This is a genomic window from Candidatus Poriferisodalis sp. (genome assembly GCF_965237655.1).
In the GTDB taxonomy this organism is placed as follows: domain Bacteria; phylum Actinomycetota; class Acidimicrobiia; order Acidimicrobiales; family Poriferisodalaceae; genus Poriferisodalis.
Genome location: NZ_CBDEGB010000001.1, coordinates 1,072,204 through 1,094,546, shown reverse-complemented (window position 1 = coordinate 1,094,546; position 22,343 = coordinate 1,072,204). Strand labels below are relative to the sequence as shown.

Here is a 22,343-nt window from a genome sequence, read left to right as displayed (position 1 = left end):
AACTCGACATATGCAGGACGCAGTGACTCAAGGCGACTCGTGCTTGAACGACAGCCGGACCTTGGTGCGGAATGCCGAGATCGCGCCGCCCTCGATCACGACGTCCTGCTCGACCACCTCGGCAACCCGGAGATCTCGCAGGGTCTTGGAGGCCTCGGTGATCGCGTTCTGCGTTGCCTTCTCCCACGACTCGTCGCTCGTGCCGATCAACTCGATCACGTTGTAGACGCTGCTCATCGGTTTCTCCTTGGTGCTGCGACTCGAGCCAGGTCAATCTGTCTCGACCTTATGCCAAGCCGTCGACTCGGCACCAGCCGCGCTTTTTGTCGCATGAACGCGGCGTGCCCTACAGTCTGCCCCACCGAAGCGCATCGCTCTCCGCCCCTGGGGACGAGCCCTGAAGCGAACGGGTCCGAACCTTGAACGAAGCACCCCAACGCAACCGCAACTCGGTCGAGAAGGTCATAACGCTGATCGCGGCGAGTCGGATCTCTTGGGAGGACGCAGCGCGACGGGGCGTGGCCGAAGCCACCAAGACCATCCGCGATCTGTCTGTGGCGCATGTCGAAGAGCGCGATGTGATGATTGTGGAAGGCGAGATCGCGCTCTACCGCATCAAGCTTCGCCTCGCGTTCCAGGTCGACCGGATGCGGCCCGGCTTGACACCCGGCGCACCCGATTTCGAGGTGACGCGGTGGCTCATTGTTGCCAATCAGACACTCGGCACCGGCGAGGTTGTCGCCGAGATCGACCGGCTGAACTCTCATGGACCGTGCGAATTCCACCTGCTCGTGCCGATGACCCACTCGAAGAGCTACGCCCGGGCCCGGCGGCTCTCGATGCTGGCGGCCGATCCAGTGACCGGCATCCCATCTGAGCACGTCCCCGCCGCCGACTACTTGGGACCCGACACGCTGGGAATGGAGCAGGCGCAGAAGCGGCTCGATGCCCAGCTTGCCAAGATCGCCGCAGCGTCGTACGCCGCATCGGGCGAGCTCGGCGATCCCGATCCGCTTCGGGCGATCCAAGCAGTGCTGTCGCGTTCCAGTTTCGACGGCATCATCCTGTCGACCTTGCCTGCGGGTGCTTCGCGGCTGGTAGGAGCCGACCTGCCGTCGCGGGTACGCCGTTTGACGAGGCTGCCTGTCACCTACCTGCCTGGCAGGGAACCCGGCGAGCTGTAGCCCCAGATAACTGATGCAGCGCCGACAGCCGGCTGGGGTGCGTCGCCGCAGCGTGGCATGAACTGTGCGTTCGCGACGAAGATGGCGGCCGCTGACACACAGTCGATCCAGCGCAGGGAGATGAAGATGGCGACGACTGATGGAACTTCAAGATCACGCACGCACGCCGAACGGCGGGCAGCTGCGCTCGAGGTGTTCGAGCGGTTCACCAACGGCGAGTTCGACGCGGAACGTGCGCAGCGTGCGATGGCCCGGCAGCTTGGCGCGTTGGGCACGTTCGCGTTCGACGTGGTCATGGGAGACGTGTGGTCGCGGCCGCAACTGTCACGCCGGGACCGCAGCCTCATCGTGATCACCGTGCTCGCCACCATCGGTTCGAGCGAGGAGCTGTCGCTGCACACCGAAGTCGGACTGAACCACGGCCTGACTCGCACCGAGATCGAGGAGATCCTGATCCAGGTCGCTGCGTACGCGGGCTTTCCGATGGCGATGGCGGCATCGAGGGTGGTGGACGAGCGGTTCCGCACCCTCGACGGGGTCGACAGGCTGCCTGAACGGTCGCCGGGACCCGAGCTCGACGACGACGAGCGGGAACGTCGTGCGGTCGAAGTGCGACAGACGCTCACTGCCGGTCGAGCGTCGAGCGACCCCGCCACTGACATGGCGCGCCTCGTCGAGCACTTGGGCGAGGTGGGGCGCATCGCCTATCACTGGGCGTTCGGAGATCTGTGGGCTCGCGACGAGCTGTCTCGGCGGGATCGCAGCATTGTCGTCATCTCGATCTTGACCGTGCTGAGTCGTACCGACGAGCTGGCGTTCCACGTTCCGGCTGGACTGAATCACGGCCTGTCTCGTACCGAGATCGAGGAGATCATGGTGCAGATGACCATCTACGGCGGCATTCCTCGTGCGGTCGAGGGCACCCAGGCCATGAAGAAGGCCTTCGACAAGATCGATGCCCGCGGCTGACCGCCGCGGCGAGATCGACGCGCGCTGCTAGCGCTGCACGAGATCGACGCCCGCCAGATGAACTCCACTCTCGACACGATCAGCTGGACCGACTACGAAATAGCCAACACCGATTGATCAACTCTCCATGATTTGGGGGGGAAACCAGTACCAGTGGATCTGGGCTAAGGAGCAAAGATGAAGTTCAGTTTCGTAACACTGCCCGACTACCCGCTACAGGAGTCTTTGGGGCACATCAAATTGGCTGACGAACTCGGCTTCTACGGGTGCTACGCAGCCGATGAGACTTGGCACAAGGATCTCTACGTGCTGTTCGCAGCCGCGGCGTCCATGACCGAGCAAATCCGTCTGGGACCGAGCCTGGCCCCGATCGCCTTGCGTGAGCCGACCCAGGTTGCCCAGGCGGTCGCCACGCTCGACGAGTTGACCGGCGGCCGTGCCGAGTGCGTCATCTCCATTGGGAACTTCAGCCTGCTCGCCCAGTACGGGATGGACTGGACGGGCATCAAGACGCTGTCTCGGGTCACCGAGGCACACGAGGTGATGCGCACCTTCCTCGACACCGGAGCGCTGACCTTCGAAGGAGAGTTCTACAACTACGACGGGCTGTTCACCTTCGCCCGCCCGGTGCAGAAGCAACTTCCCCTGCTGATCGGTGCCTTGCGCGGTCCGAAGTCCTTCGAGGCGGCAGGCGAGCTCTCCGACGGCACCCACGCTTTCGCCCAATACTCCAAAGAGGCGTGCGACTACATGGTGGAGCACCTGAGAATCGGCGCGGAGCGGGCTGGACGCAACTGGCGGGACCTGGACATTGCGGTCTGGAACGTGTTCGCCATCGGGCCCGACTCGGAGAAGGCCAAGGCCGCGGCCCAAACCATCGGGGCGTTCTACATCCCGGCCATGGCGGTGGAACAGATGGAGCGGCACGGCGTCTCCCAGGCCGACGTGCAGCCCATCCTCGACGCCTTCGGAGATGGAGACGTCCAGGGAGCGATCGACGCCATGACACCCGACATCGCCGAGAGGCTCTCGGTGGCGGGCACCCCCGAGGAGGTGGTCGACAAGATCAAGTCGGACATCGAGCCGAGCGGCGTCAACCACTTCATCGCCTGCATCACGGACTCGTTCCTGCTAAACGCGTTCACTGGACGAGACATCGAGGTCCCCGACGTCCCGGGCCAACTGCAGCTCATCCACGACCAGGTGATGCCGGCCTTCGACTGAGTGAGATCGAATCGCTTCCTGCGACTGGGCGCCACCGGTTGCCGCCCGGTCCCGGATCCGATGCTCGCGGCTGTCCTGACCGGCGAGATCGCGTTCAGAAGGAGCCGAAACGGGCCTGGGCGTCCTCGCTGCGGATGGAATGTGCTGACGCGTCGCCATCGAACTCCGACAGATCGCCCAGTCGTGTGAGCTGGGCGTAGCCGCGGAGCTGGTGCTTGGCCATCTGTATTGACAGTGCCGGCAAATCCAGCAGGCGCGCCACCCATCGCTCGACCGCTGCATCCAACGTCGTTTCGTCATCGCACACCTCGTGCGCCAAGCCCCACTCGGTCGCTTGGCGGCCGTCGATGCGCTCGCTGGTCATGACGAATTGACGGGCACGTGACATGCCGATCTCGGCGATCAGCCGGGGCGTTGCACCCCACGGCAGCGGTACTCCCAGCTCGACCTCCGGCACATACCAGAGCGCGTCTGCCGCAGTGATCCGAAAATCACAACTGGTGGCGAAGCAGCACCCGCCGCCGATCGCATGGCCGTGTACCCGCGCGATCGTGACCGCCTCGCAGTCCTCGATGGCACGGGCCGCCCTGCGGCCAAGCTGGTTGACGTAGCGAGCCTCACGGTCATTCGCAGCGGCCAGCGGCTGCTCCTTGCGATCCGCGCCCGCACAGAACGACTTGCCTCGACCCGCGAGCACCACCACCCGGTACTGGGTTTGCCCGTTGAGCGCAGTGAACAGGTCCCCGACCTCGCGGATCATCAGCTGGTTGTGTGCATTTCGCGACTCAGGCCGATTCAGCCAGACCCGCAGCGTCTCCCCATCAGGCAACAGCTCGATGGTTTCCAATTCCGGCAGCTCAAATGTCAACAAGCTCATGTCGCCCATCCTTGCCGGTCCTCTATTCTGCTGTGCGGCCTCGGACGTCACCCGGTCGGTTCGGGCCGCGGCGGGACTCGGAACTCACTTTGCGGGCTGCAATTCGAAGTGACGTGCGCTCAGCGACTACGCACGATCAGCATCGCGTGCCGCAAGGATCTCCGAGGTTGAGACCGACGCGCCGCTGGCCTCCTTGCGACGTCGAACCTCCTCGACCAACGACTTCACCGACGGCGTCATGGCAAGACGCTCTAGTTCCTGCCGCAGGTAGTCGTCCAATGACTGCGAACGGTCGGCAGCGTTCTCTGCCAATCGGTCTCGGACATTCTCCGAAACGTCATAGACGGTGATCTCTACGGCCATCGCACCACCATGCCGGGAATTTCGGGCGACCGCTCCGACGCGGCTACTGCTCGGCGGCCAGATCGCCTACCCCGGCATCTTCGGCTGATTCAGCATCATCAGCGGTCAGCTCGGATATCTCAGTCTCTTCGGGAGCCGGGAGGACGATGTCGCGGACCCGCTCCACTTGGGCAACGACATCTTCGAGGACATCGGCGTACTCGACACCGGTCAGCAGACGCAGCGGTATCCACAGGTGGCCGCCAGCGGTCCATTCGTACTCGACATCGCTCTGTCCTCTAAGGGTGTCAATCTCCTCTTGTCGGCTGTGCCAGAGGCGCAGCCACATCGGCGTGATACCCGATCGAGCCCACTGGTCGTAGCTGGCGTACAGCGCGAACGCCTGACTCAGTCGGTTGCCGTCCTCCGAGCGGAACTGGAAAAATCGCAGATACCCGTCATATTGGGGTGTCGCCTTCATGCCCTTCACGCTCATCCAGCCATCGCAAACGCCGTGCGCCCACACGACATCGTCAACAATCCGGTTGTAGTCGAGCATCCGCCGCGGGAGCGCTTGGTTGAAGTCTTCAGCGTGCAGCGGTGTAAACGCGGCCGCGCCTTGGGCTTGTGTCAAGCCCTGCAACTGCTGAACATCGTGGGCCCTCGAGGGGTCTGCTTCCTTTAGGTGATCGAGCAGCGCGCTCCAGCTCACCAAAGCGACACGCTTCTGGGTGTCGATGACGTCGGCAACCTTGATCTTGCCGACCTTGCCATCCGGTCCAAGCTTCGCCTCTGACCCGTTCTCGAACTGCGCCCTGATCTTCCCCCACAGCAGTGGGTGGCGGGGCTCCGGGGCGACGAAGAGCAGCATCGTCGGCCCTTCCGAGGACAGGTACTTGACGTAGCCGCTGGCCTGGCCATCCAGCAGTGGGGCCCAAAACTTCGATTCGATGATGAGCCGCATACGGCCGTCGCTGTCGTACGCGACGAGATCTAGGCGCGCCGTTTCGGATGGAGCCACCTGAGTCGCGGCGTTCTGGACCGGTGCCAACGCATGCGTGCTGTCGTTGACGAACTCGATCAAGGCGTCCAGGCACGCCTCCGATTCGTTGAGAATGAAGGCGAGTGCGTCGGTCGCGGCATCCTCGACAACGCGTGTCAGCTTCGGCACTAGATGGGCCAGCAGTAAGTGATCGTCCGACATCAGGGGGTCTCCATTCAGTTGGTCCAGTTGCGCGCGGGCGATGTTGGGTAGTCGTCGTGCCGGCCGGTGTCGCCCGGCTGGATGACGAAGTCTCGCCTGTCGCGGTACAGGCGGGCCCGGTTGATGACGTAGTTGTCCTCGCCCGCGTGCGGGTCGATCTCGCGGTAGTCGGTCATCAACCAGTACTTGTACTCGCCGACGAACAGGTACGTGTTCGACATCCGGAAGAAGCGGCCTGCGACGCCCTCACCGGCATGGAACCGCGCGCAAATCGCTGCAAGCAGGTCTCGCTGATGGTCCTTTTCGCTCAACATGTACTCATGCGGCCACGTGTCTCGGTACGTCACGGCCTCGCGCCACGGAGCGCTCTCGATGAGTCTTGTCAGTTGCAATTCCACGACGGCAAGCATCGCGCCACGGTGTGACAAGTTCGCCGGTGCGCCCCGAACTCGCCGCCGATGTTTCGGCCTCGATGATCTCGTGCAGCGGGATCAGCTGGCCTTCGGCGGCTTCCTGCCGCGACAACCTCAACGACGCTTCGAGTTCGTCGTCTTGGAGAATGTCCAGCGTCTCTTCGAGCGATTCCAATTCGTCTGGACTCATGAGCACGAACGTCGGTCGACCATGACGGGTTACGACGATGCGCTCGTGCTGATCCTCAACCCGGTCCGCCAGCTCCGACAAGCGGGCCTTTGCCTCGGAGAACGGCATCACCTCGGTCATGGGCACCAAGGCTTCGTGTGAATTCTGACCATGAGTTCTGGCGACTGTCTTCACCTGTTCACTTGTCACGATACGAAGCAAACAATTGGCAGCGCTCTCGTCACCGTCGTTTTGAGTGCAGCCACGCAAGAACTTGCAGCGGCAGGCCAGACTGTCGCCATGAGCGATGGCAATGGCACGACGACTCCTGATCTGTCTGGGGTGAAGCACCACGATGTGGATGCACTGGGCACCCGGATCCATGTGGCTGAGGTGGGCGAGGGGCCGATGGTGCTGTTCGTCCACGGCTTCCCCGAGTCGTGGTACTCGTGGCGTCATCAGCTCCCAGCGGTGGCCGCGGCCGGGTATCGCGCCGTCGCAATAGACGTGCGGGGCTATGGCCGTTCGTTCGCGCCAGCTGCGGTCGACGACTATCGCATGGTGCGTCACGTTGCCGACAACGTGGGTGTCGTGCGGGCGCTGGGCACCGAATCCGCCGTCATCGTGGGGCACGATTGGGGGGCGCCGATCGCTTGGAGCTCGGCACTGTGGCGGCCCGACATATTCACGGCCATGGCGCTGGTGAGCGTGCCCTACAACGCCCGCGGCGATTTCAAGCCCAGCGCGGCGTTCCGCCTGATGGGCGGCGACGAGGAGTTCTACATCGAGTACTTCCAAGAGCCCGGCCGTGCCGAGGCCGAAATGGAGGTCGACCTGCCCCATTGGCTGCTCGGCATGTACTACGCCGCCTCAGGTGATGGCGTGCGGGCACGAATGGCGTCCAACGACCCTTCAGGTGGACGGTTCACGGTGGCCCTCGGCGGCAAGCTCTCGGACAACTTCATCTGGCCCGAGCCGGGCACGTGGCCGTACTGGATGTCCGAGGCCGACTTCGACTTCTACGCCTCGGAATTCACACGCACCGGCATGTCGGGCGGCCTGAACCGCTATCGAAATGTGGATCGCGACTGGGAGGACCTAGCTGCTTTCGACAGCGCACCCATCACCCAGCCCTCCCTGTTCGTCGGCGGTGAGTTCGACGGTCCGACGGTCTGGGGCGCGGGCGCCATCGCCAAGTTCGGCGAGACGCTGCCCAACCTGCACAAGTCGGTGATCCTCGACGGCATCGGCCACTGGGTGCAGCAAGAAGCCGCCGACGAGCTCAACGCGGAGCTGCTCGATTTCCTCGCTGCGCTGTAACTCGCTACTGGACCACCGCTCGATCGGCGAGCGTCGGAATCCTTAGGCCAGTCGGGCGGCGCGACGGGTGGCGAACAGCGGTGCGAGAAATCCGAACGCGGCCACGATTGCGCCGAAGACGAAGGTGGCTCGCAGGCGTTCGAGCGAGGGATCGTCGCCGGCGAACGCGAGCATCGACTGAATGCCGGTGATGATGCCGATCCACATGACCGTCTGGTTCATGCCATTCGCTATGCCCAAGTCCTTGTCGTCTACCGAATCCGCCACGAGCACCTGGTAGGCGGGCGAGCCGAACCCTGCCGAGACACCTGACAGCACCAGTCCCACCATCACGAGGGTGAGCCCCCAACCGGCCGGATCGGAACCCATGGCGAAGGCCGCCATCGAACCGATCATGGCCGTGGTCCCAAAGATCATCGGGGCACGCGCACCGATCTTGGTGACCAGCGTTCCGCCAAGCGGCGATGCCACGGCAAATGCTCCAGGCCGCGGAACCATCAGCAAAGCCGCGACGCCCACCGAGTACCCGTAGCCGTCTTGCAGCAGGAAGGTCGGCACGATGATGAAGGCGCCCATGTAGGCGAACTGGTTGCACGCCGCCGACAGCAACGGCAGCGAAAAGCTGGCGCGTCGAAACAGCCGCAGGTCGAGCAAGGGAGCTTTCGCGCGCCGCTCCCACAGCACGAACAGCACCAAGCAGGCCAGCGAGCCCGCCAGCATCAACGTGAACGTCCGGTCCGAGAGCAACGGCGTCCCAGACCGTGTCAGCGACGGCACCAGCGTGATCGCCCACAGTGCAAGCAACGTGCAGCCAGCGAGCAGCAGCGCTCCGAGAACGTCGATCGGCACGCGCACTCCACGCGGGATCGGCTTCACCACGATCGCCGCCAGCGCTGTGCCGAGCAGTCCGATGAACCCGAACATCAAGAAGATGCCGCGCCATCCGAAGACATTCAGCAATGGCCCGCCCACAACCACGCCGATTGTCGGCGCGCCAGTCATTGCGAACTGGAACCACCCCACCGCACGGGCTCGCTCTGCTGGACCGAACGCATGCATCAGCAGCGCCATGCCTGACGGCATGAGCATGCCGCCGCACAACCCGAAGACGACTCGCACGGCGATGAAGCTGCCGATGCCAGCCACCCAGTAGTTGGCGATCATCATCGCTGTCATGCCGACCATGCCGATCATGAACATCCGGCGATGGCCGTAGCGGTCGCCGAGCTTGCCGCCCGCTGGCGTGGACACCGCCATCGCGAGCATCAGACCGGTCATTACCCAGCCGGCCGTCGGCACGCTCGTGTCCAGGTCTTGCGCGATCGTCCCCAGCGCAGCACTCACCAAGGTCATCAACGAACCGAAACCGAGCACGGCGAAGCCGATGACGGTCAACAGCACCCAGCGATAGCGCGGCGATACGGGTAGGCCCTCGGGCTGCGCAGCTGATGCCGGAGTGATCGGCGGCGCGGGCGGTGCCACAGACGGCGGCAGGGGGCGCCCCCCTGCGTCGGGCACCTGCGGTACGACCGTGAACACCGACGGTCGGGCCGACGGCACCCCCGTGGGGGCGCGCGAAATCGGTCCTGCGGGTTTCATCGGGGCATGAGCTGTGAGTAAGTGCGGTGTCGCCGAGCCGGGCTGCTCAACGGGTGAGGTGGCCGTCGTCGAGCATCGCATCGGCTTGGTAGCGAGCGATCTTGCCCATATCCGGGTGGGTCAGCACCCAGAAGCGGTCAGTCCGGATGGCGTCGAGCAGCATGGGTCCGACTTCGGCCGGATCCATGCCTTCGGCCAAGAAGCCTTTGAGCATGTCCCAGAACTTCTCGCCCTGCTCGGTACGCACGTGGTGGGAGGCATCTTCGGGGTCGCGGTTGCGCTGGCTGTAGACGATGTTGGTGTTGATCGGACCCGGGCACAGCACTGACGCCCGGACGGGCGAATTCCGCAGGCGCAGATCTCGCTCGAGCGTGGCCATCAGTGCCACGACACCGTGCTTGGCCACGTTGTAGGCACCCAGCGAAGCGCCTGCATACAGACCGGCCACCGATGCGGTCGAGTTGATATGGCCCTCGCCGGCTGCCTCGATGATCGGCAGGAATACATGGGCGCCGTAGATCGGGCCCCACAAGTCGATGTCGAGGGTCCAGCGCCAGTCCTCCAGCGACATGTCCCCCACCGGGCCGGGTATGCCTACGCCCGCGTTGTTGCACAAGACGTTTGCCGTCCCGAATTGCGTGACCGTTGCGTCCGCAAGCGCCTCGATGTCGGCCAGCTTCGACACATCGGTGGGCACGGCGATGGCTTCCGCACCGGTCGCGCGCAGGTCGGCAGCCGCATCGTTCAGCGGAGCATCCTCGATGTCAGCCAGCACCACCTTCATGCCAGCGGCCGCGAACGTGTCCGCCATGGCTCGACCCATCCCGCTCGCCGCGCCGGTGACAACGGCGACTCTGCCTTCGACCTCCATAGCTCCTCGCTCACTTCTCCGTTGATGTGTGTTGCTGTGAATGCGTCTCGAGACGCGCGTCGCTAGTCGAAGTCGATGACGGTGCGGGTGCCGACGCGCTGGCGCATCTGCTCGTAGCCCGCGTTGATGTCGGCAAGCGGCATGTGCGACGAGATCATCTCGTCGAGCATCAGCCGCCCATCGAGGTACATGTCGATATACCGAGGCATGTCCACCCGGAAGGCGTTCGAGCCCATCATCGAGCCCTGCAGCCGCTTCTCGAGCATGAACACTTCGTAGCCGGCGATCTCGATCTTCTCGCCGAAGGGCATCATGCCGACAATGACGGTCGTTCCGCCCTGGCGGGATGACGACCACGCCTGCTCACAGGTCTGCTTCAGCCCGATGCACTCGAAGGCGTAGTCCACGCCGCCGCCAGTCAGCTCCTTGATGGCCTCGACAGCGTCGACCTCGGCGCCGTTGACCGTGTCGGTGGCGCCCACCTGGCGTGCTGTCTCGAGCTTGGCGTTCTCGACATCGACCGAGATGACCCGACCGGCACCGGCGATCCGTGCGCCCTGCACCGCGGACAGACCGATGCCGCCGGCGCCGTACACGGCAACCGTGGAACCGGGCTCGATGCGAGCCGTCTTGAACACCGCACCGAGACCGGTGGTGACGCCGCAGCCGATGAGCGAGGCACGGTCGAGCGGCATGTCGTCGCGAATCTTCACCACGGCGTTCTGGTGAACCAGCATCTCCTCGGCAAACCCGCCGAGCCGGGCGAATTGCCCAACTTCGGTGCCGTCGGGCCTAGACAGCCGCGGGGCGGCACCCTGGGCGCGGGCCACCGCAGCGTGGTTCTGGCAGATATTTGGCCGACCCGTGAGGCAGCGCTCGCAATGCCCGCAGAAGATCGACAGGCAGGTGATGACGTGATCGCCCGGCTTCACATACGAGACGTTGTTGCCGACCGCGGCGACAACACCGGCGCTCTCGTGACCCATCACCGCGGGCAGCTGGTACGGCCAGTGTGCGTCCATGAAGTGCAGATCGCTGTGGCACAGCCCCGCGTGGCGGACTTCGATCACGACCTCGTCGGGACCGGGTGCGTCCACCGAGACGTCCTCGATCTGCAAGTCCCCCGGGATCTCATTGAGCACTGCTGCCTTCATCGTCAGTTCCTCTCTCGCCGCCTACAGGCGGCTAGACCTCGCCGCAGCGTAGCGAACCGGCCACGGGACGCTATGCCCGCCCGGGAGCCAATGCTCAGCGGCCTGGGCGGGTGCGGCGCACGACCTCGGGGCAGTACGTCAGCCACAACGTCAGCGCGACAAACCCCAGCGACGCCATCGAGATGACCGCTGTACGGGGGCCGAACCGCTGGGCTACCTCGCCAAGAACATAAGTGCCGACCGGCAACGCTCCGATGGCCATGCTCAGCAAGCCCATTGCCCGGCCTCGCATCTCTTCGGAGACCGTCGTGAGCACGAGCGTGGATTGGGTTGCCGCGAATAGCCCGCTGCCGCAGCTCGCGAGGTACAGGGTGACTACAGCGAAGGGCACATTCGGCGAGAGGGCCCACACAATGAGCATTGCCATGGTGATGAAGACACCGCCGACGTAGAGGATGCCCCAGCGCCGGCTGCTGGCGACCGAGGTGATGAACGAGCTGGTGATCATGCCGAAGCCGGTCATCGATCCGATCAGCCCGATTTGCGACGCCGTCGCCTCGACTTCCTTGCCGATGAGCTGTACCGCCGGGAAGTAGGCGAACATGAAGAAGTTGGCCATCACGGTGACGCCCAAGATGCTCAGCAGGCCCCGGTTCGTTCGTGCCAGTCGCAAACCCGCTCGCAGCTCCGCTGCGACCGACGGCTGCGGTGCAGTTTCTGTCGAAGCTGACTGCGAGCCTGACTGATCGGGCGGCACCACCTCGAAGACTCGGTCGGCCAGGGCATGGGTCCACTTCGGCTCACGAGACTCGGCCGTCGCTGCAGGAGGCATGGACCGAGGCACACGCGGCACCCACATCAGCAAGATCAGACCGAGGCCCAGCAGTGCCCCGACGCCCAGGAACGCTTCGCCGACGCCTGCTCGGTCGGCCACGATTCCGCCAAGCAGCTGACCGGCCGCCAGGCCCGATGCCAGGGCCATGGTCTCCCAAGCCATCGCACCACCGAGCCGGTGCGGACCGACGACGTCCAGGATCAGCGCTCGGCGGCTGGTCATGTCGACGACCCAGCCGATGCCCGCGAACAGCAGGAATGGGTACAGCAGCCAGATGCTGAGCTGCCCCGCCCGCTCGCCAAGCCCGATGAGGACCACGATCGGCACCAGCAGCGCCGTCTGCAGGCGCACGGTGGTGCGGCGGTCGAATCGATCGGAGATCACACCGCCCACAGCTCCGCCGAGCAGCAACGGCGCCCACATGACGGCACCGGTGAGCTGCACCATGCGCGGCGAATCGGTGACGACGTTGACGTGGTAGCCGGCCAGGAAGGCGATTGCCCAGCGTCCCCAGTGCCAGCACAAGCCGCTCAGCCACAACGGTGTGAATCCCCGGGCCGAGAATGGGCTCTTGCCGCTGCTGACTGCATCGGGTTGCGGCACCGAAACGTCAGCCCCGCCCCCGCGCATCAGCGCGGCATCCTAGGGCGACGAACTCTTCGACGGCTGCCGCAGCGCCAAGTACGTTTGCGCCGTGTACGGCATCGCGCTCAGCGTGGCTGCTTGCCTGCGCGGCGGCACCCGGGTCGACGTGGCGTGGAATCTGGATCCCGGCCGGACTTCGCGATTCGACCCAGCGGACGCTGTTGCGATCACACCGGGCGGAGGACGGCTTGGCTCACTCCTCGACGGCGCCATCGACAGCCGTCTCATCGAGATCGCTGCGGCCAAGCCGACCAGCGGCCGGGTCGTCGAGATCGAACTGAACGCCATCGAGAGCCACACCGTCGGCGTGGCGCCGGGCACCACGATCCGCATCCTGGTTGCACCGGCCTCCACGCTCCCGGGCGAACTCTGGGATCAACTGCTCGAACGACGACCCACCTGCCTGGTGGCCGAACTCGACTGCGACACCGTTGTCGAGACGAAAGTCCTGCAAACCGACGCCAGCGGCAGTGCTGTCGAGTTCGGGTCCGATTCGGTCACGACAGCGTGGAGCCCGCGGCCCACCTTCGTGGTGATGGGCTCCGGTCCAATGGCGGAAGCCCTGGCTGCCGCTGGCGAACTGGTGAGCTGGAACGTCGAGCACATCGGTGGGCCCGATGCAGCCGTCGGCATGGCCGCAACCCTCTCGAGTATCGATGGCCTTGTCGTGACGGGGCACGACATCGAAGGGACCGGGCGCGTGCTGTTGGCCGCGATGAACTCCCAAGCCGGCTACCTCGGCTCGGTGGGTCCGCAGTCGATCCAAGCGGCGAGGCTCGACTGGCTCGCCTACCGAGGCGTCACCGACACCACCCGGATTTGCGCGCCGGCCGGCATTGACATCGGCGCTCGAACACCGAGCGAAGTCGCTGTGTCGGTCCTCGCCGAGATGATCGCCGTGCGGAATCCGCCGCCGTCCTGACGGGCTCGAAGATCGAGTTCTGCCACCCGCGGCTACCATCGACGCAGTGACGTCGACGGATCCGATCCTGACGAATACAGACCCGAACGCCGAGCCGCTGCCTGTCCCCGAAGACATGTGGCAGGGCGCGGACGACGTCGGTCTGGATGCTGACTGCAGTCCCACCAAGGTGTGCCGCAACGCGCGTGACTTCACATTCGACGGCATCGCTGAAGACGACGAAGACCTCGCCACGTCATGGCGGAAGCTGCTCGAGCGCGAGGGCAAGTCATCGCCTGACGGCACCACAGTGCGCGATCTGGTCCTCGGTCCGAAATCAGGAGACTGAGGCCGGCGACATCCCGGCCTCCAACGGTGAGCGACCAGCCCCGCAACGAGGCGCCGGCAAGCGTTGCCGACCTGCAGGCACAGCTTCGCTCGTCTGGCTACCTCGCGAGCCGCGGCCTGGCCACGGCAACCCTGATCGGGCTGCGGCTAGGTCGACCCATCCTGCTTGAGGGCGAGGTCGGCGTCGGCAAGACCGAAATGGCCAAGTGCCTCGCCCACATCGGCGGGCGGCAGCTCATCCGGCTCCAGTGCTACGAGGGCATCGACACCCACCAGGCCCTGTACGAGTGGGACTACGCACGTCAGATGCTCCACGTCCGGGCGCTGTCGGAGGGCGAGCTCTCAGATGCCTCGACCGTCAGCGGCCTCTATAGCCCTGAGTTCCTGATCGAACGCCCACTCCTCGCGGCGATCCGGGCCGGAAGCAAAGCCGTGCTCTTGATTGACGAAATCGACCGTGCAGATGACGAATTCGAGGCGTTCCTCTTGGAGCTGCTGTCAGACTTCCAGATCACGATTCCCGAGGTCGGCACGATCGCCGCCGACGACCGACCGGCCGTGGTGCTGACATCGAATCGCACACGGGAATTGCACGACGCCCTGAAGCGAAGGTGCCTGTATCACTGGATCGGCTATCCCACCTTCGAAGAAGAAATCGAGATCGTGCGCCTGCGTGCGCCTGATGCGGTCGAGGCGCTCGTGCGCAAAGTTGTCGCGGCGGTCCAGCGACTGCGGGACATGGACTTGGTCAAGCTTCCCGGCGTCGCGGAGACACTGGACTGGGTGGACGCGCTCGGCGTGCTGGGTACCTCCGAACTCGACGCGGCGTCGGCAGCCGACACGCTCGGCGCGGTCATCAAGGATCGCGACGACCTCGAACTTGTCGAAGCCGAGCTCGACCGTGTTGTGGCCGATGCTTGACATCGGTGTCGTTGCCGATGCCTGACATCGATGCCATGGCCGATGCCTGAGACGGGTCCCGGGGCCGCACACGAGGCTGGCTCACCGTCAATGGAGATCGTGGCGCGGCTCGTCGGTTTCGGCCACGCGCTGAGAGACGAGGGCCTGCCGGTCGGCTCCGATGACGTCGTCATGTTCTGCTCAGGGGTCGCCGAGCTCACACCCAGCGACCTCACCGACGTCTATTGGAGCGGCCGAGCGACCCTCGTGCATCGCCGCGAGCACCTGCCGGTCTTTGACGAGGTATTCCGCCGCTATTTCATGGGTCTGCGGTCGCCCCGCTCCCCCGAACCCGAACCGCACGAACCGGTGACGCAAGGACTGAGCGGCACGCTGCAGGTTCCTGACAGCGAACCTGGCGAGCAGGCCGGCGATGACCGACCGATGGTGCTCGGACTGCAGGCATCGGGGGTCGAGATCCAGCGTGACAAACGATTCGCCGAGTGCACGCCCGACGAATTGGCAATGCTGCGGCGGATCATGACCCGGATCCGGCTGCAGCCGCCTCGACGCCGTACACGACGGCGGCAGCCGGACCCGTCGGGCTCGCGGCTCGACATCCGGCGCATGGCCCGCGAAGCCATGCGGATCAGCCACACCGCACCCGATCTGCGCCACCTGTCTCGATCACTGCGACCCCGGCCCCTCGTGCTCATCTGTGACGTCTCGGGGTCGATGGCCGACTACTCGCGCAACCTGTTGCAGTTCGCGTACTCGATGCGCCGGGCAGCCCAGAAAGTCGAGGTCTTCTGTTTCGGCACCCGGCTGACGCGCATCACGCCGGCGCTGGACCGACGGAACCCGGACGATGCGATGAAGCTCGCTGCCGCCCGTGTGCTCGACTGGGACGGCGGCACGCAGATCGGCAAGTCGCTGGACACCTTCGTCCGCAAGTGGGGTCGCAAAGGCCTCAGCCGGGGCGCCACCGTCGTTGTCTGCTCCGACGGGCTTGACCGCGGAGACCCAGCCGTGCTCGCCGACGCAATGGAACGCCTCAGTCGGCTCTGCCACCGGATCATCTGGATGAACCCGCTCGTCGGCGACGACATCGATGTCCCACCGAGCACGCTCGCCATGTTGGTCGCGGGCCCGTTCATCGACACCCTCGTATCCGGACACGACCTGGCCAGCCTCGAGTCCTTCGCCGCCAAGCTGCCTCACATCGGCTGATCGGTATGAACAAGTGGAGCGTCTCCATCCAGGCAGAGGGCGACCGGCCCGTCGAACTCAGCGAGGTTGTGGCGCTTGCCGACGCGGTCGCGCCGCTCGGCGGCATCGCATCGGGCGTCGGCGCGATGGCGTACGGCGCTCAGATCGTGATCGAGGCCGAAAACGCCGACATCGCCGTCGAAACGGCAATGGAGGCCTTCGCCGATGCAGTCGAGACAGCGAGGCTCCCAGCCTGGCCGATGACCCGAGCAGAAGTCATCGGCCCCGAAGACTCCGACGACGAGTTCGGGTTCCCCGAATGATCCGGCCCAGATGATCCGCCCCAGATGATCCGACTGGGCTCGCTCGCCGGTTACCCCTTCGAGGGACCCAGGGTGCTCGGCGGCTGGACGCCGCCTGCAATTGCGGCCGTGTTCGCGATCCTGTACCGAGCCGATCCCGACGGCCGACCATACGACTACGCCGTGATCGACGTCGACCACGCGGACAACCTGGCTGCGGCCGGGCTGCCGTTCGGCCACCCGCGAGCAAAGTGCTGGGAGCGGCGCGCCGGCAACAAGTGGAACCTCCACATCTGCACCTATGAGGTCCCAGGCGGGTTGCGCTCGCATCGCGAGCAGATCGTCCGCGAGCTGGTCGCCATCTACCGACCCGGCTGCGCGCCCGAACAGTTCGACCAAATTTGGAAGGACGAGTGGATCGGCAGCTACCGGGCCCCCACCGCAGGCCCGCTCACCACCACGCGCGATCCTGGGCGCTCGACTGGGCGGGCCTCCGAGTCGGACTTGAACTGATCGCTGACGGCTATTCGGGGTGGTAACCGACGGCGTCGTGGAGCCGGCTGCGGCGCGTGCCCATCGCGGGCCGGGCCGGCGCAGGCTCGCGAGGCTCGGGGTCAGGTTCATACGTGGCCCCAGCCACGATGCCTTCGGCCATGCCGTACAGCAGCGGCAACGCTCCCGCGATGACGCCGCTGGTGTTGTTGATGCGCTCGACACCTGGTTCGACAGCTTCGGCGTCTGCCTTGATCTTCCACACGATCTGCGAGCACTCTTCCAGAAGCCCGGCGATCCGGGTCAGCTGGCTTCCCACGATGAACAGGTAGAAGGCCAGCCCGGCGATCAGCAGGCCGATCAGGATGACGGAGAGAACTACAAGTGTCGTCATGTGCGCACCTTGTCGAGAACGCGGCCAAGGAACAGGTGGTGTTCGAGGCCTTCGGTCAGGACCGCATCGACCCCCTCGGCGGTCTCTGCGATGAGGGCGGTGTCGCCGGTGTTAGCGGCGGCACGCTCGAGCGTGCCCTTGATGATCCTCACCCGGCGCTCGATCGTGCGCACGAGCAGCACCAGCATGGTGAGCAGGGCAACGACAGCCACAATCACGACGAAGCCGCCGATGATGACTCCCCACCACAGGTTCTCTTGGGTGTCGGTCAACCCCAGTAGGTCCATCTCAGCCTCCTAACCGGGCCCGACCACGCTTCAGGCCGGCGACGATTGCCGATGCCGACTCGATCGTGGTGTTCAATTCCGCCAGCGACGCCGTGTTGGTGACCGCGTCTTCCAGCCCGGCGTTGATCTCCGATGCCCGATTGCCGATCGAACGAGCCAGCATCAGGATCGGCACGACGAGCGCGACCACCGCGATGACCGCGACGATGCCGATGACGTAGCCGATTATCCACCCGGTTGTCGACTCTTGAGCGAGTAGCAGTATCACGGCATTCCCTCCCTCAGATCGATTCGCAGAAGTCCCGCACGGGTTTGAGCGTCGAATTCACCGACGGCAACACGGTCGGGATTGTCGAGGTCTGGTCGGCGATGACACGAACGCCGCCCGCGACCGCGACGAGCGTGCTGTGGACCGCCCGCAAGTGGAGCGCCACTCGCAGCAACCCGACAGCGGCAGCCACGATGATCAGGCCGCCGATGATGACAGTGACCCAGGCAACAGCAGGCATCAGAACTCCCTTCAGCCCAAGAGCTTCCCGACCGAACCGGCGTAGCGCACCGCACCGTCTGCTACCTCTTCGATCGTCTCGTCAGTCGTTGCAAGCAGATCGCGCGTGGTGTCGAGTTCTCCGATGACCGCCACGCCCGCAGTCAGGATCTCGTCGCTGGCTTTGCGGATCCGCTCGATGGCAGCCAGTACCCGGTTCAGCAGTGCGACTGCCACCGGCACTACCACCAGCAGCAGTATCAGGTTTCCAATCCACCAGAGCACAACAGCCTCCTCAGACGGCCTCGGGGCGGTACGGCAGGACGAATCGACGTAGGACGCGCGCGAGCCCCATTCGCGCGGCGCGCACACCGATGGCAACGCCGCCGGCGGCTTGGGCTTGGCTGAGGGGATCGGGGTCACGGCCCGCCGCGATCGCAGCCAGTCGGTTCTGCACGTTGGCGGCAAAATCGTTCAGCAGCACTGCGGTGATGTCGCTCACCAAGCCACGCCCATACTGCGCGGCCGGCCCGGAGAGCTGCAGATCCATGGCGACGTCGACGGTGGTGCCGTCCGCAGCCGGGGCAAGGCTTGCGTTGAGCGCGAGCGTCGCTTGGCCCCGGCCCTTGCGATCGGCGCCGCTGGCAGCGACGGAGATCGTGCGGGCCTCAACGTCGCGGTGGGTGATCTCAGCGCCACCGTCGAAATCCATCTTGATCGGACCGAGACCGATCGACACCGTGCCGCCGTAGCTGTCGTCTCCCAGCTCGGTGGTCAGCTCCGTGCCGGGCAGGCACGCGGCAACCTGCGGGACGTCACCGAAGAAGTCCCACACAACCTCCAGCGGCTGAGCGACCTCGAACTGATTGGTGATCTCCATCAGGCGACTCCCTGTTCACGCGCATAGGCCGTCCGGCACCCTGCACAGCAGAAGTAGAAGACCTCGTCTCCCACCTCCAGTGAGACAGCAGCCGGATCGATCTGGACCGTCATGCCGCAGACGGGATCGATAGCCGTGGCTGTCGTGGGCGCTTGGGGGGTGACCGGGACAGCGAACGCACCCTGTGCTCGCAATTGCACCAGCTCGGCCAGGATCGACACAGCGACCTCTTTGTGAGAAGTGCTGCCGAGATCCAGTCCTGCCGGGACGCGTAGGGCGTCGAGTTGGGCTTGGTCGGCCCCCTGAGCAACGAGCTGTGCACGCACGCTCTCTCCCCTGCGGCTGGACGCGACGAGGCCCACATAAGCCGGAGCCGCCTTGAGCGCGGCCCCCAGCACGTCTTCGTCGCCGTGTCCTTGGGTGGCGACGACGACGATCGACTGCGGTGTGAGCAAACCCTCGCTGAACTCAGAGCCGGTGACCAGCTCGACACGCCAGTCGAGCTGACTGGCGAGCACCGACAGGGTTGTCGCCATCGGCGAGCTTCCGACGATCACCAAGTGAGGTACGGCCACGACGGGCTCCAGATAGATCTGCAGGGCGCCTTCGCTCTGGCACGACATGGCCACCGCGGTCGTGCCTTGGGGGAGATCGCCGAAACGATCGCTCGCGCCGAGCGCCAGCAACCGCGGCGTCCCGGCTTCAAGCGTTGCCATGGCCTCCCGGATGAACACCGGCTCAGCGCATGCGCCGCCGATCCAGCCGTAGATCTCGCCCGAGGCCGTGTAGATGGCACGAGATCCCTGCTGCCCCGAGGTCGGGGCTTCGCGCCAGACAACCGTTGCCAACACGAATGCCTCGCCGCTGCGTGCGAGTTCGATGGCCTGTTCCAGGACGCCCCAGCCTGCGACGGCCCCGCCCTCGACGGCCCTGTGCTCGGCAAGAACGGGTTCGCTCACGGCTCTGTCTTCACCGGCGGTGCGCCGGAGACGTCGTGACGCTGGGTGATGGCTTCATAGACCCGATCAGGCAGCAGCGGCATGTCGATATTGCGCACGCCGGTGTCGGAGATCGCGTCCATGACGGCGTTGACGAACGCTGCGGGACCGCCGACGGTGGCGCATTCCCCGATGCCCTTGGCCCCGATGGGATGGTGCGGGCACGGGGTCACCACCTCGTGCAGCTCGAAGCCCGGTGTCTCCCAAGCCGTCGGCAGCAAGTAGTCCATGTAGTTGGAGCCGATGCAGTTGCCGTCCTCGTCGAAGGTGATGAACTGCATGTTGGCCATGGCATACGCCTCGGTGAGGCCGCCCATGATCTGGCCCTCGACAATCATTGGGTTGATGCGCACACCGCAGTCGTCCACGGCCACCACCCGCAAGACGTCCCACACGCCGGTCTCGGGATCGACCTCGACGGTCGCGATGTAGCAGGCGAACGGCCACGTCAGGTTGGGAGGGTCGTAGTAGGCGTTGTTCTCAAGGCCCGGCTCCATGCCGTCAGGCATGTTGCTGTAGGCGGCAAATGCGCATTCCTGGATTGTCACGCCTCGGTCAGGGGCGCCGCGAATCGAGAACCGCCCGAGTTCCCACTCGATGTCCTCTTCGGACACCTCCAGCAGGTGAGCGGCAAGCTTGCGGGCCTTGGCGCGGATCTTGCGCGCCACCATTGCAACGGCCGCCCCGGCGACGGGGGTACTACGCGATGCGTAGGTTCCCATGCCGAACGGGGCCGTGTCGGTATCGCCCTCTTCGACGAGCACATCTTCGGCCGGGATACCGAGTTCGTGGGCGACGATCTGTGCCCATGTGGTCTCGTGGCCTTGACCCTGGGATTTGGCACCGGTGCGCAGCAGCGCCTTGCCGGTCATGTGCACCTTCAGCTCGGCGGAGTCGAACATCTTGATGCCCAAGATGTCGTATTCCCGGCTGTTGCCGGCCCCGAGGGGCTCGGTCATCGTCGAGATGCCGATGCCCAAGAGCCGGCCCCGCTTGCGGGCATCTTCCTTCTGCCGCAGGAAGTCGTCGTAGCCGATCGCCTCGAGGCCGAGGTCGAGGCACTTCTGGTACTGGCCGGAGTCGGTCAGGAATCCGAAGGGAGTGCGATGCGGGAAGTCGTCATCTCGAACCAGATTGATCCGGCGGAACTCGGCCTGGTCCATGCCGAGGTCGTCGGCGGCGGCTTGCACCATGCGCTCCTGGAAGTACATGGCTTCGGTGACCCGGAAGGAGCATCGATACGCGACGCCTCCCGGCGCCTTGTTGGTGTAGACGCCTTGGGCGGTGAGGTGGGCAGCCGGGATGTCGTAACAGGCAAACGCCGAGTGCATCAGACCGATCTTGAACTTGCTCGGCTGGGCATCGGAAAAGAACGCTCCATGGTCGGAGTCGGTGTGCATGCGCACGCCCAAAATGCGGCCGTCGTTGCGCAGCGCCAGCTCGCCCTTGAGGTAGATGTCGCGGCCGAATCCGGTGGAGATGAGGTTCCCGCTCTTGTCCTCGATCCACTTGACGGGGCATTCGAGCAGGATCGAAGCCAGGATCGACACCACGTAGCCCGGATACACCGGCACCTTGTTCCCGAAACCGCCGCCGAGGTCGGGAGAGACGATGCGGATCATGTGCTCGGGCAACTCGGCCACCATTGCCACCGCGGCCCGGATGATGTGCGGCGCCTGGGTGGTCATGTACACGGTGAGCTTTGAGGTCGCCCGGTCAAAGTCGGCGATCGAACCGCAGGTCTCGATGGGCGACGGGTGAGAGCGCGGGTAGTGCATCTCGATGGCCGAGACCACGTCGGCCTCGGCGAAGGCCCGATTGGTGCCCTCCCGGTCGCCGACCTCCCAATCGAACACCACGTTGTTGTTCTGACCGGTCTTGTCGTCGCGGATCAGCGGCGCATCGGGGGCCAGCGCCTGGGTCGGGTTGACGATGGGCGGCAACGGTTCGTAGTCGACGACGATGGCCTCGCAGCCGTCCTTCGCGAGATAGGGGTCGTCGGCGATGACACACGCGACCTCCTGCCCCTGGAATCTGACCTTGTCCGTGGCAAGGACCGCCTGAGTGTCATACGACAGCGTCGGCATCCACGCCAGATTCCGTGCAGCAAGCAAGTCGCCTGTGAGCACGAGGCGAACGCCGGGGATCGCCCAGGCGCCGCTGACATCGATGGACCTGATTCGAGCGTGTGCCAACGGGCTGCGGAGGATCTCCATGTGCAGCATCCCGGGCAGGGCGATGTCGTCGATGTAGTTGCCCTTGCCGCGGATGAAGCGGTTGTCCTCGACCCGGCGCCGGCTGGCGCCGAGGCCGCCGATCTTGATCTCGTCGAGCGCCAT

General features: G+C 65.2%; 28 protein-coding genes. 10 read left to right on the top strand and 18 right to left on the bottom strand.

The window, feature by feature from the left end; all coding sequences use genetic code 11:
* Positions 1-27 precede the first annotated feature (27 nt).
* On the bottom strand, positions 28-237 hold the full coding sequence (locus ACPXYO_RS05330; RefSeq protein WP_420622820.1) for a dodecin family protein: 210 nt from the start codon (positions 235-237) through the stop codon (positions 28-30).
* A 182-nt stretch (positions 238-419) separates the two neighbouring features.
* Here ACPXYO_RS05330 and ACPXYO_RS05325 point away from each other — a divergent pair, with 182 nt between their 5' ends.
* From ACPXYO_RS05325 to ACPXYO_RS05315, 3 genes are all read left to right on the top strand, one after another.
* Positions 420-1,184 (top strand): dodecin family protein, encoded by a 765-nt coding sequence (locus ACPXYO_RS05325; RefSeq protein ID WP_423917349.1) that lies wholly within the window; start codon positions 420-422, stop codon positions 1,182-1,184.
* Positions 1,185-1,310: 126 nt separating this feature from the next.
* On the top strand, positions 1,311-2,153 hold the full coding sequence (locus tag ACPXYO_RS05320; protein WP_423917346.1) for a carboxymuconolactone decarboxylase family protein: 843 nt from the start codon (positions 1,311-1,313) through the stop codon (positions 2,151-2,153).
* A 177-nt stretch (positions 2,154-2,330) separates the two neighbouring features.
* Positions 2,331-3,377, top strand: coding sequence for an LLM class flavin-dependent oxidoreductase (locus tag ACPXYO_RS05315; RefSeq protein ID WP_423917344.1), 1,047 nt, complete (start codon positions 2,331-2,333; stop codon positions 3,375-3,377).
* A gap of 94 nt (positions 3,378-3,471) precedes the next feature.
* On the opposite strand, the gene ACPXYO_RS05310 is transcribed toward ACPXYO_RS05315, so the two are convergent.
* From ACPXYO_RS05310 to ACPXYO_RS05290, 5 genes are all read right to left on the bottom strand, one after another.
* Positions 3,472-4,254 carry an enoyl-CoA hydratase/isomerase family protein gene (locus ACPXYO_RS05310; protein WP_423917341.1) on the bottom strand — a complete coding sequence of 261 codons (783 nt, stop codon included), beginning with the start codon at positions 4,252-4,254 and terminating at the stop codon, positions 3,472-3,474.
* 126 nt (positions 4,255-4,380) lie between these two features.
* Complete coding sequence (locus tag ACPXYO_RS05305) at positions 4,381-4,617, bottom strand: FitA-like ribbon-helix-helix domain-containing protein (protein WP_423917338.1); 237 nt, start codon at positions 4,615-4,617, stop codon at positions 4,381-4,383.
* A 43-nt stretch (positions 4,618-4,660) separates the two neighbouring features.
* Positions 4,661-5,800 (bottom strand): hypothetical protein, encoded by a 1,140-nt coding sequence (locus ACPXYO_RS05300; protein WP_423917335.1) that lies wholly within the window; start codon positions 5,798-5,800, stop codon positions 4,661-4,663.
* A 14-nt stretch (positions 5,801-5,814) separates the two neighbouring features.
* Positions 5,815-6,114, bottom strand: coding sequence for a hypothetical protein (locus ACPXYO_RS05295; RefSeq protein ID WP_423917332.1), 300 nt, complete (start codon positions 6,112-6,114; stop codon positions 5,815-5,817).
* Positions 6,115-6,118: 4 nt separating this feature from the next.
* Positions 6,119-6,523, bottom strand: coding sequence for a type II toxin-antitoxin system Phd/YefM family antitoxin (locus ACPXYO_RS05290; protein ID WP_423917329.1), 405 nt, complete (start codon positions 6,521-6,523; stop codon positions 6,119-6,121).
* A gap of 159 nt (positions 6,524-6,682) precedes the next feature.
* On the opposite strand from ACPXYO_RS05290, the gene ACPXYO_RS05285 reads away from it, so the two are divergent.
* The gene (locus ACPXYO_RS05285) at positions 6,683-7,702 is read left to right on the top strand and encodes an alpha/beta fold hydrolase (RefSeq protein WP_423917327.1); all 1,020 of its coding nucleotides are present in this window, start codon (positions 6,683-6,685) and stop codon (positions 7,700-7,702) included.
* A gap of 42 nt (positions 7,703-7,744) precedes the next feature.
* Here ACPXYO_RS05285 and ACPXYO_RS05280 read toward each other — a convergent pair whose 3' ends face one another.
* The 4 genes from ACPXYO_RS05280 to ACPXYO_RS05265 all read right to left on the bottom strand — a co-directional run bounded on the left by ACPXYO_RS05280 (position 7,745) and on the right by ACPXYO_RS05265 (position 12,791).
* Positions 7,745-9,301: an MFS transporter gene (locus tag ACPXYO_RS05280; protein WP_423917324.1), complete on the bottom strand. Its 1,557-nt coding sequence runs from the start codon at positions 9,299-9,301 to the stop codon at positions 7,745-7,747.
* Between the two features lie 46 nt (positions 9,302-9,347).
* Positions 9,348-10,172, bottom strand: coding sequence for an SDR family NAD(P)-dependent oxidoreductase (locus ACPXYO_RS05275; protein ID WP_423917321.1), 825 nt, complete (start codon positions 10,170-10,172; stop codon positions 9,348-9,350).
* A gap of 62 nt (positions 10,173-10,234) precedes the next feature.
* On the bottom strand, positions 10,235-11,326 hold the full coding sequence (locus tag ACPXYO_RS05270) for a Zn-dependent alcohol dehydrogenase (RefSeq protein ID WP_423917318.1): 1,092 nt from the start codon (positions 11,324-11,326) through the stop codon (positions 10,235-10,237).
* Positions 11,327-11,420: 94 nt separating this feature from the next.
* Positions 11,421-12,791 (bottom strand): MFS transporter, encoded by a 1,371-nt coding sequence (locus ACPXYO_RS05265; RefSeq protein WP_423917315.1) that lies wholly within the window; start codon positions 12,789-12,791, stop codon positions 11,421-11,423.
* 64 nt (positions 12,792-12,855) lie between these two features.
* On the opposite strand from ACPXYO_RS05265, the gene ACPXYO_RS05260 reads away from it, so the two are divergent.
* From ACPXYO_RS05260 to ACPXYO_RS05235, 6 genes are all read left to right on the top strand, one after another.
* Positions 12,856-13,728, top strand: coding sequence for an XdhC family protein (locus ACPXYO_RS05260; RefSeq protein WP_423917312.1), 873 nt, complete (start codon positions 12,856-12,858; stop codon positions 13,726-13,728).
* A gap of 46 nt (positions 13,729-13,774) precedes the next feature.
* Positions 13,775-14,056 (top strand): hypothetical protein, encoded by a 282-nt coding sequence (locus tag ACPXYO_RS05255; protein ID WP_423917309.1) that lies wholly within the window; start codon positions 13,775-13,777, stop codon positions 14,054-14,056.
* A gap of 26 nt (positions 14,057-14,082) precedes the next feature.
* On the top strand, positions 14,083-14,976 hold the full coding sequence (locus ACPXYO_RS05250; RefSeq protein WP_423917307.1) for an AAA family ATPase: 894 nt from the start codon (positions 14,083-14,085) through the stop codon (positions 14,974-14,976).
* 90 nt (positions 14,977-15,066) lie between these two features.
* A complete protein-coding gene (locus ACPXYO_RS05245) occupies positions 15,067-16,185 on the top strand; it encodes a vWA domain-containing protein (protein ID WP_423917304.1) in 1,119 nt (372 codons plus the stop codon).
* Positions 16,186-16,190: 5 nt separating this feature from the next.
* Positions 16,191-16,487, top strand: coding sequence for a hypothetical protein (locus ACPXYO_RS05240; RefSeq protein ID WP_423917302.1), 297 nt, complete (start codon positions 16,191-16,193; stop codon positions 16,485-16,487).
* A gap of 24 nt (positions 16,488-16,511) precedes the next feature.
* Entirely contained in the window at positions 16,512-16,979 is a 468-nt protein-coding gene (locus ACPXYO_RS05235; protein WP_423917299.1) for a hypothetical protein, read from the top strand.
* Positions 16,980-16,989: 10 nt separating this feature from the next.
* On the opposite strand, the gene ACPXYO_RS05230 is transcribed toward ACPXYO_RS05235, so the two are convergent.
* Genes ACPXYO_RS05230 through ACPXYO_RS05195 form a run of 8 tightly spaced genes read right to left on the bottom strand, consistent with a single transcriptional unit; the run spans position 16,990 to position 22,343 of the window.
* A complete protein-coding gene (locus ACPXYO_RS05230; RefSeq protein ID WP_419551928.1) occupies positions 16,990-17,352 on the bottom strand; it encodes a hypothetical protein in 363 nt (120 codons plus the stop codon).
* The gene (locus ACPXYO_RS05225; protein WP_419551927.1) at positions 17,349-17,639 is read right to left on the bottom strand and encodes a hypothetical protein; all 291 of its coding nucleotides are present in this window, start codon (positions 17,637-17,639) and stop codon (positions 17,349-17,351) included. The genes ACPXYO_RS05230 and ACPXYO_RS05225 overlap by 4 nt, the downstream gene beginning before the upstream one ends.
* A 1-nt stretch (position 17,640) precedes the next feature.
* The gene (locus ACPXYO_RS05220; RefSeq protein WP_423917291.1) at positions 17,641-17,907 is read right to left on the bottom strand and encodes a hypothetical protein; all 267 of its coding nucleotides are present in this window, start codon (positions 17,905-17,907) and stop codon (positions 17,641-17,643) included.
* Positions 17,908-17,920: 13 nt separating this feature from the next.
* Positions 17,921-18,148, bottom strand: coding sequence for a hypothetical protein (locus ACPXYO_RS05215; protein ID WP_423917288.1), 228 nt, complete (start codon positions 18,146-18,148; stop codon positions 17,921-17,923).
* Between the two features lie 11 nt (positions 18,149-18,159).
* Complete coding sequence (locus ACPXYO_RS05210; protein ID WP_420446347.1) at positions 18,160-18,411, bottom strand: hypothetical protein; 252 nt, start codon at positions 18,409-18,411, stop codon at positions 18,160-18,162.
* A 10-nt stretch (positions 18,412-18,421) separates the two neighbouring features.
* Positions 18,422-19,006: an SRPBCC family protein gene (locus ACPXYO_RS05205; protein ID WP_423917286.1), complete on the bottom strand. Its 585-nt coding sequence runs from the start codon at positions 19,004-19,006 to the stop codon at positions 18,422-18,424.
* Positions 19,006-19,965: an XdhC family protein gene (locus tag ACPXYO_RS05200; protein ID WP_423917284.1), complete on the bottom strand. Its 960-nt coding sequence runs from the start codon at positions 19,963-19,965 to the stop codon at positions 19,006-19,008. The genes ACPXYO_RS05205 and ACPXYO_RS05200 overlap by 1 nt, the downstream gene beginning before the upstream one ends.
* A complete protein-coding gene (locus ACPXYO_RS05195; protein ID WP_423917281.1) occupies positions 19,962-22,343 on the bottom strand; it encodes an aerobic carbon-monoxide dehydrogenase large subunit in 2,382 nt (793 codons plus the stop codon). The genes ACPXYO_RS05200 and ACPXYO_RS05195 overlap by 4 nt, the downstream gene beginning before the upstream one ends.

Bases quoted from the DNA above. Each gene is read 5' to 3' on its own strand.
- ACPXYO_RS05330 (WP_420622820.1), bottom strand. From the start codon at position 237: ATGAGCAGCGTCTACAACGTGATCGAGTTGATCGGCACGAGCGACGAG.
- ACPXYO_RS05320 (WP_423917346.1), top strand. From the start codon at position 1,311: ATGGCGACGACTGATGGAACTTCAAGATCACGCACGCACGCCGAACGG.
- ACPXYO_RS05315 (WP_423917344.1), top strand. From the start codon at position 2,331: ATGAAGTTCAGTTTCGTAACACTGCCCGACTACCCGCTACAGGAGTCT.
- ACPXYO_RS05310 (WP_423917341.1), bottom strand. From the start codon at position 4,254: ATGAGCTTGTTGACATTTGAGCTGCCGGAATTGGAAACCATCGAGCTG.
- ACPXYO_RS05305 (WP_423917338.1), bottom strand. From the start codon at position 4,617: ATGGCCGTAGAGATCACCGTCTATGACGTTTCGGAGAATGTCCGAGAC.
- ACPXYO_RS05300 (WP_423917335.1), bottom strand. From the start codon at position 5,800: ATGTCGGACGATCACTTACTGCTGGCCCATCTAGTGCCGAAGCTGACA.
- ACPXYO_RS05295 (WP_423917332.1), bottom strand. From the start codon at position 6,114: ATGTTGAGCGAAAAGGACCATCAGCGAGACCTGCTTGCAGCGATTTGC.
- ACPXYO_RS05290 (WP_423917329.1), bottom strand. From the start codon at position 6,523: ATGACCGAGGTGATGCCGTTCTCCGAGGCAAAGGCCCGCTTGTCGGAG.
- ACPXYO_RS05285 (WP_423917327.1), top strand. From the start codon at position 6,683: ATGAGCGATGGCAATGGCACGACGACTCCTGATCTGTCTGGGGTGAAG.
- ACPXYO_RS05280 (WP_423917324.1), bottom strand. From the start codon at position 9,301: ATGAAACCCGCAGGACCGATTTCGCGCGCCCCCACGGGGGTGCCGTCG.
- ACPXYO_RS05275 (WP_423917321.1), bottom strand. From the start codon at position 10,172: ATGGAGGTCGAAGGCAGAGTCGCCGTTGTCACCGGCGCGGCGAGCGGG.
- ACPXYO_RS05270 (WP_423917318.1), bottom strand. From the start codon at position 11,326: ATGAAGGCAGCAGTGCTCAATGAGATCCCGGGGGACTTGCAGATCGAG.
- ACPXYO_RS05265 (WP_423917315.1), bottom strand. From the start codon at position 12,791: ATGCGCGGGGGCGGGGCTGACGTTTCGGTGCCGCAACCCGATGCAGTC.
- ACPXYO_RS05245 (WP_423917304.1), top strand. From the start codon at position 15,067: ATGGAGATCGTGGCGCGGCTCGTCGGTTTCGGCCACGCGCTGAGAGAC.
- ACPXYO_RS05240 (WP_423917302.1), top strand. From the start codon at position 16,191: ATGAACAAGTGGAGCGTCTCCATCCAGGCAGAGGGCGACCGGCCCGTC.
- ACPXYO_RS05235 (WP_423917299.1), top strand. From the start codon at position 16,512: ATGATCCGACTGGGCTCGCTCGCCGGTTACCCCTTCGAGGGACCCAGG.
- ACPXYO_RS05230 (WP_419551928.1), bottom strand. From the start codon at position 17,352: ATGACGACACTTGTAGTTCTCTCCGTCATCCTGATCGGCCTGCTGATC.
- ACPXYO_RS05225 (WP_419551927.1), bottom strand. From the start codon at position 17,639: ATGGACCTACTGGGGTTGACCGACACCCAAGAGAACCTGTGGTGGGGA.
- ACPXYO_RS05215 (WP_423917288.1), bottom strand. From the start codon at position 18,148: ATGCCTGCTGTTGCCTGGGTCACTGTCATCATCGGCGGCCTGATCATC.
- ACPXYO_RS05205 (WP_423917286.1), bottom strand. From the start codon at position 19,006: ATGGAGATCACCAATCAGTTCGAGGTCGCTCAGCCGCTGGAGGTTGTG.
- ACPXYO_RS05195 (WP_423917281.1), bottom strand. From the start codon at position 22,343: ATGGCGCTCGACGAGATCAAGATCGGCGGCCTCGGCGCCAGCCGGCGC.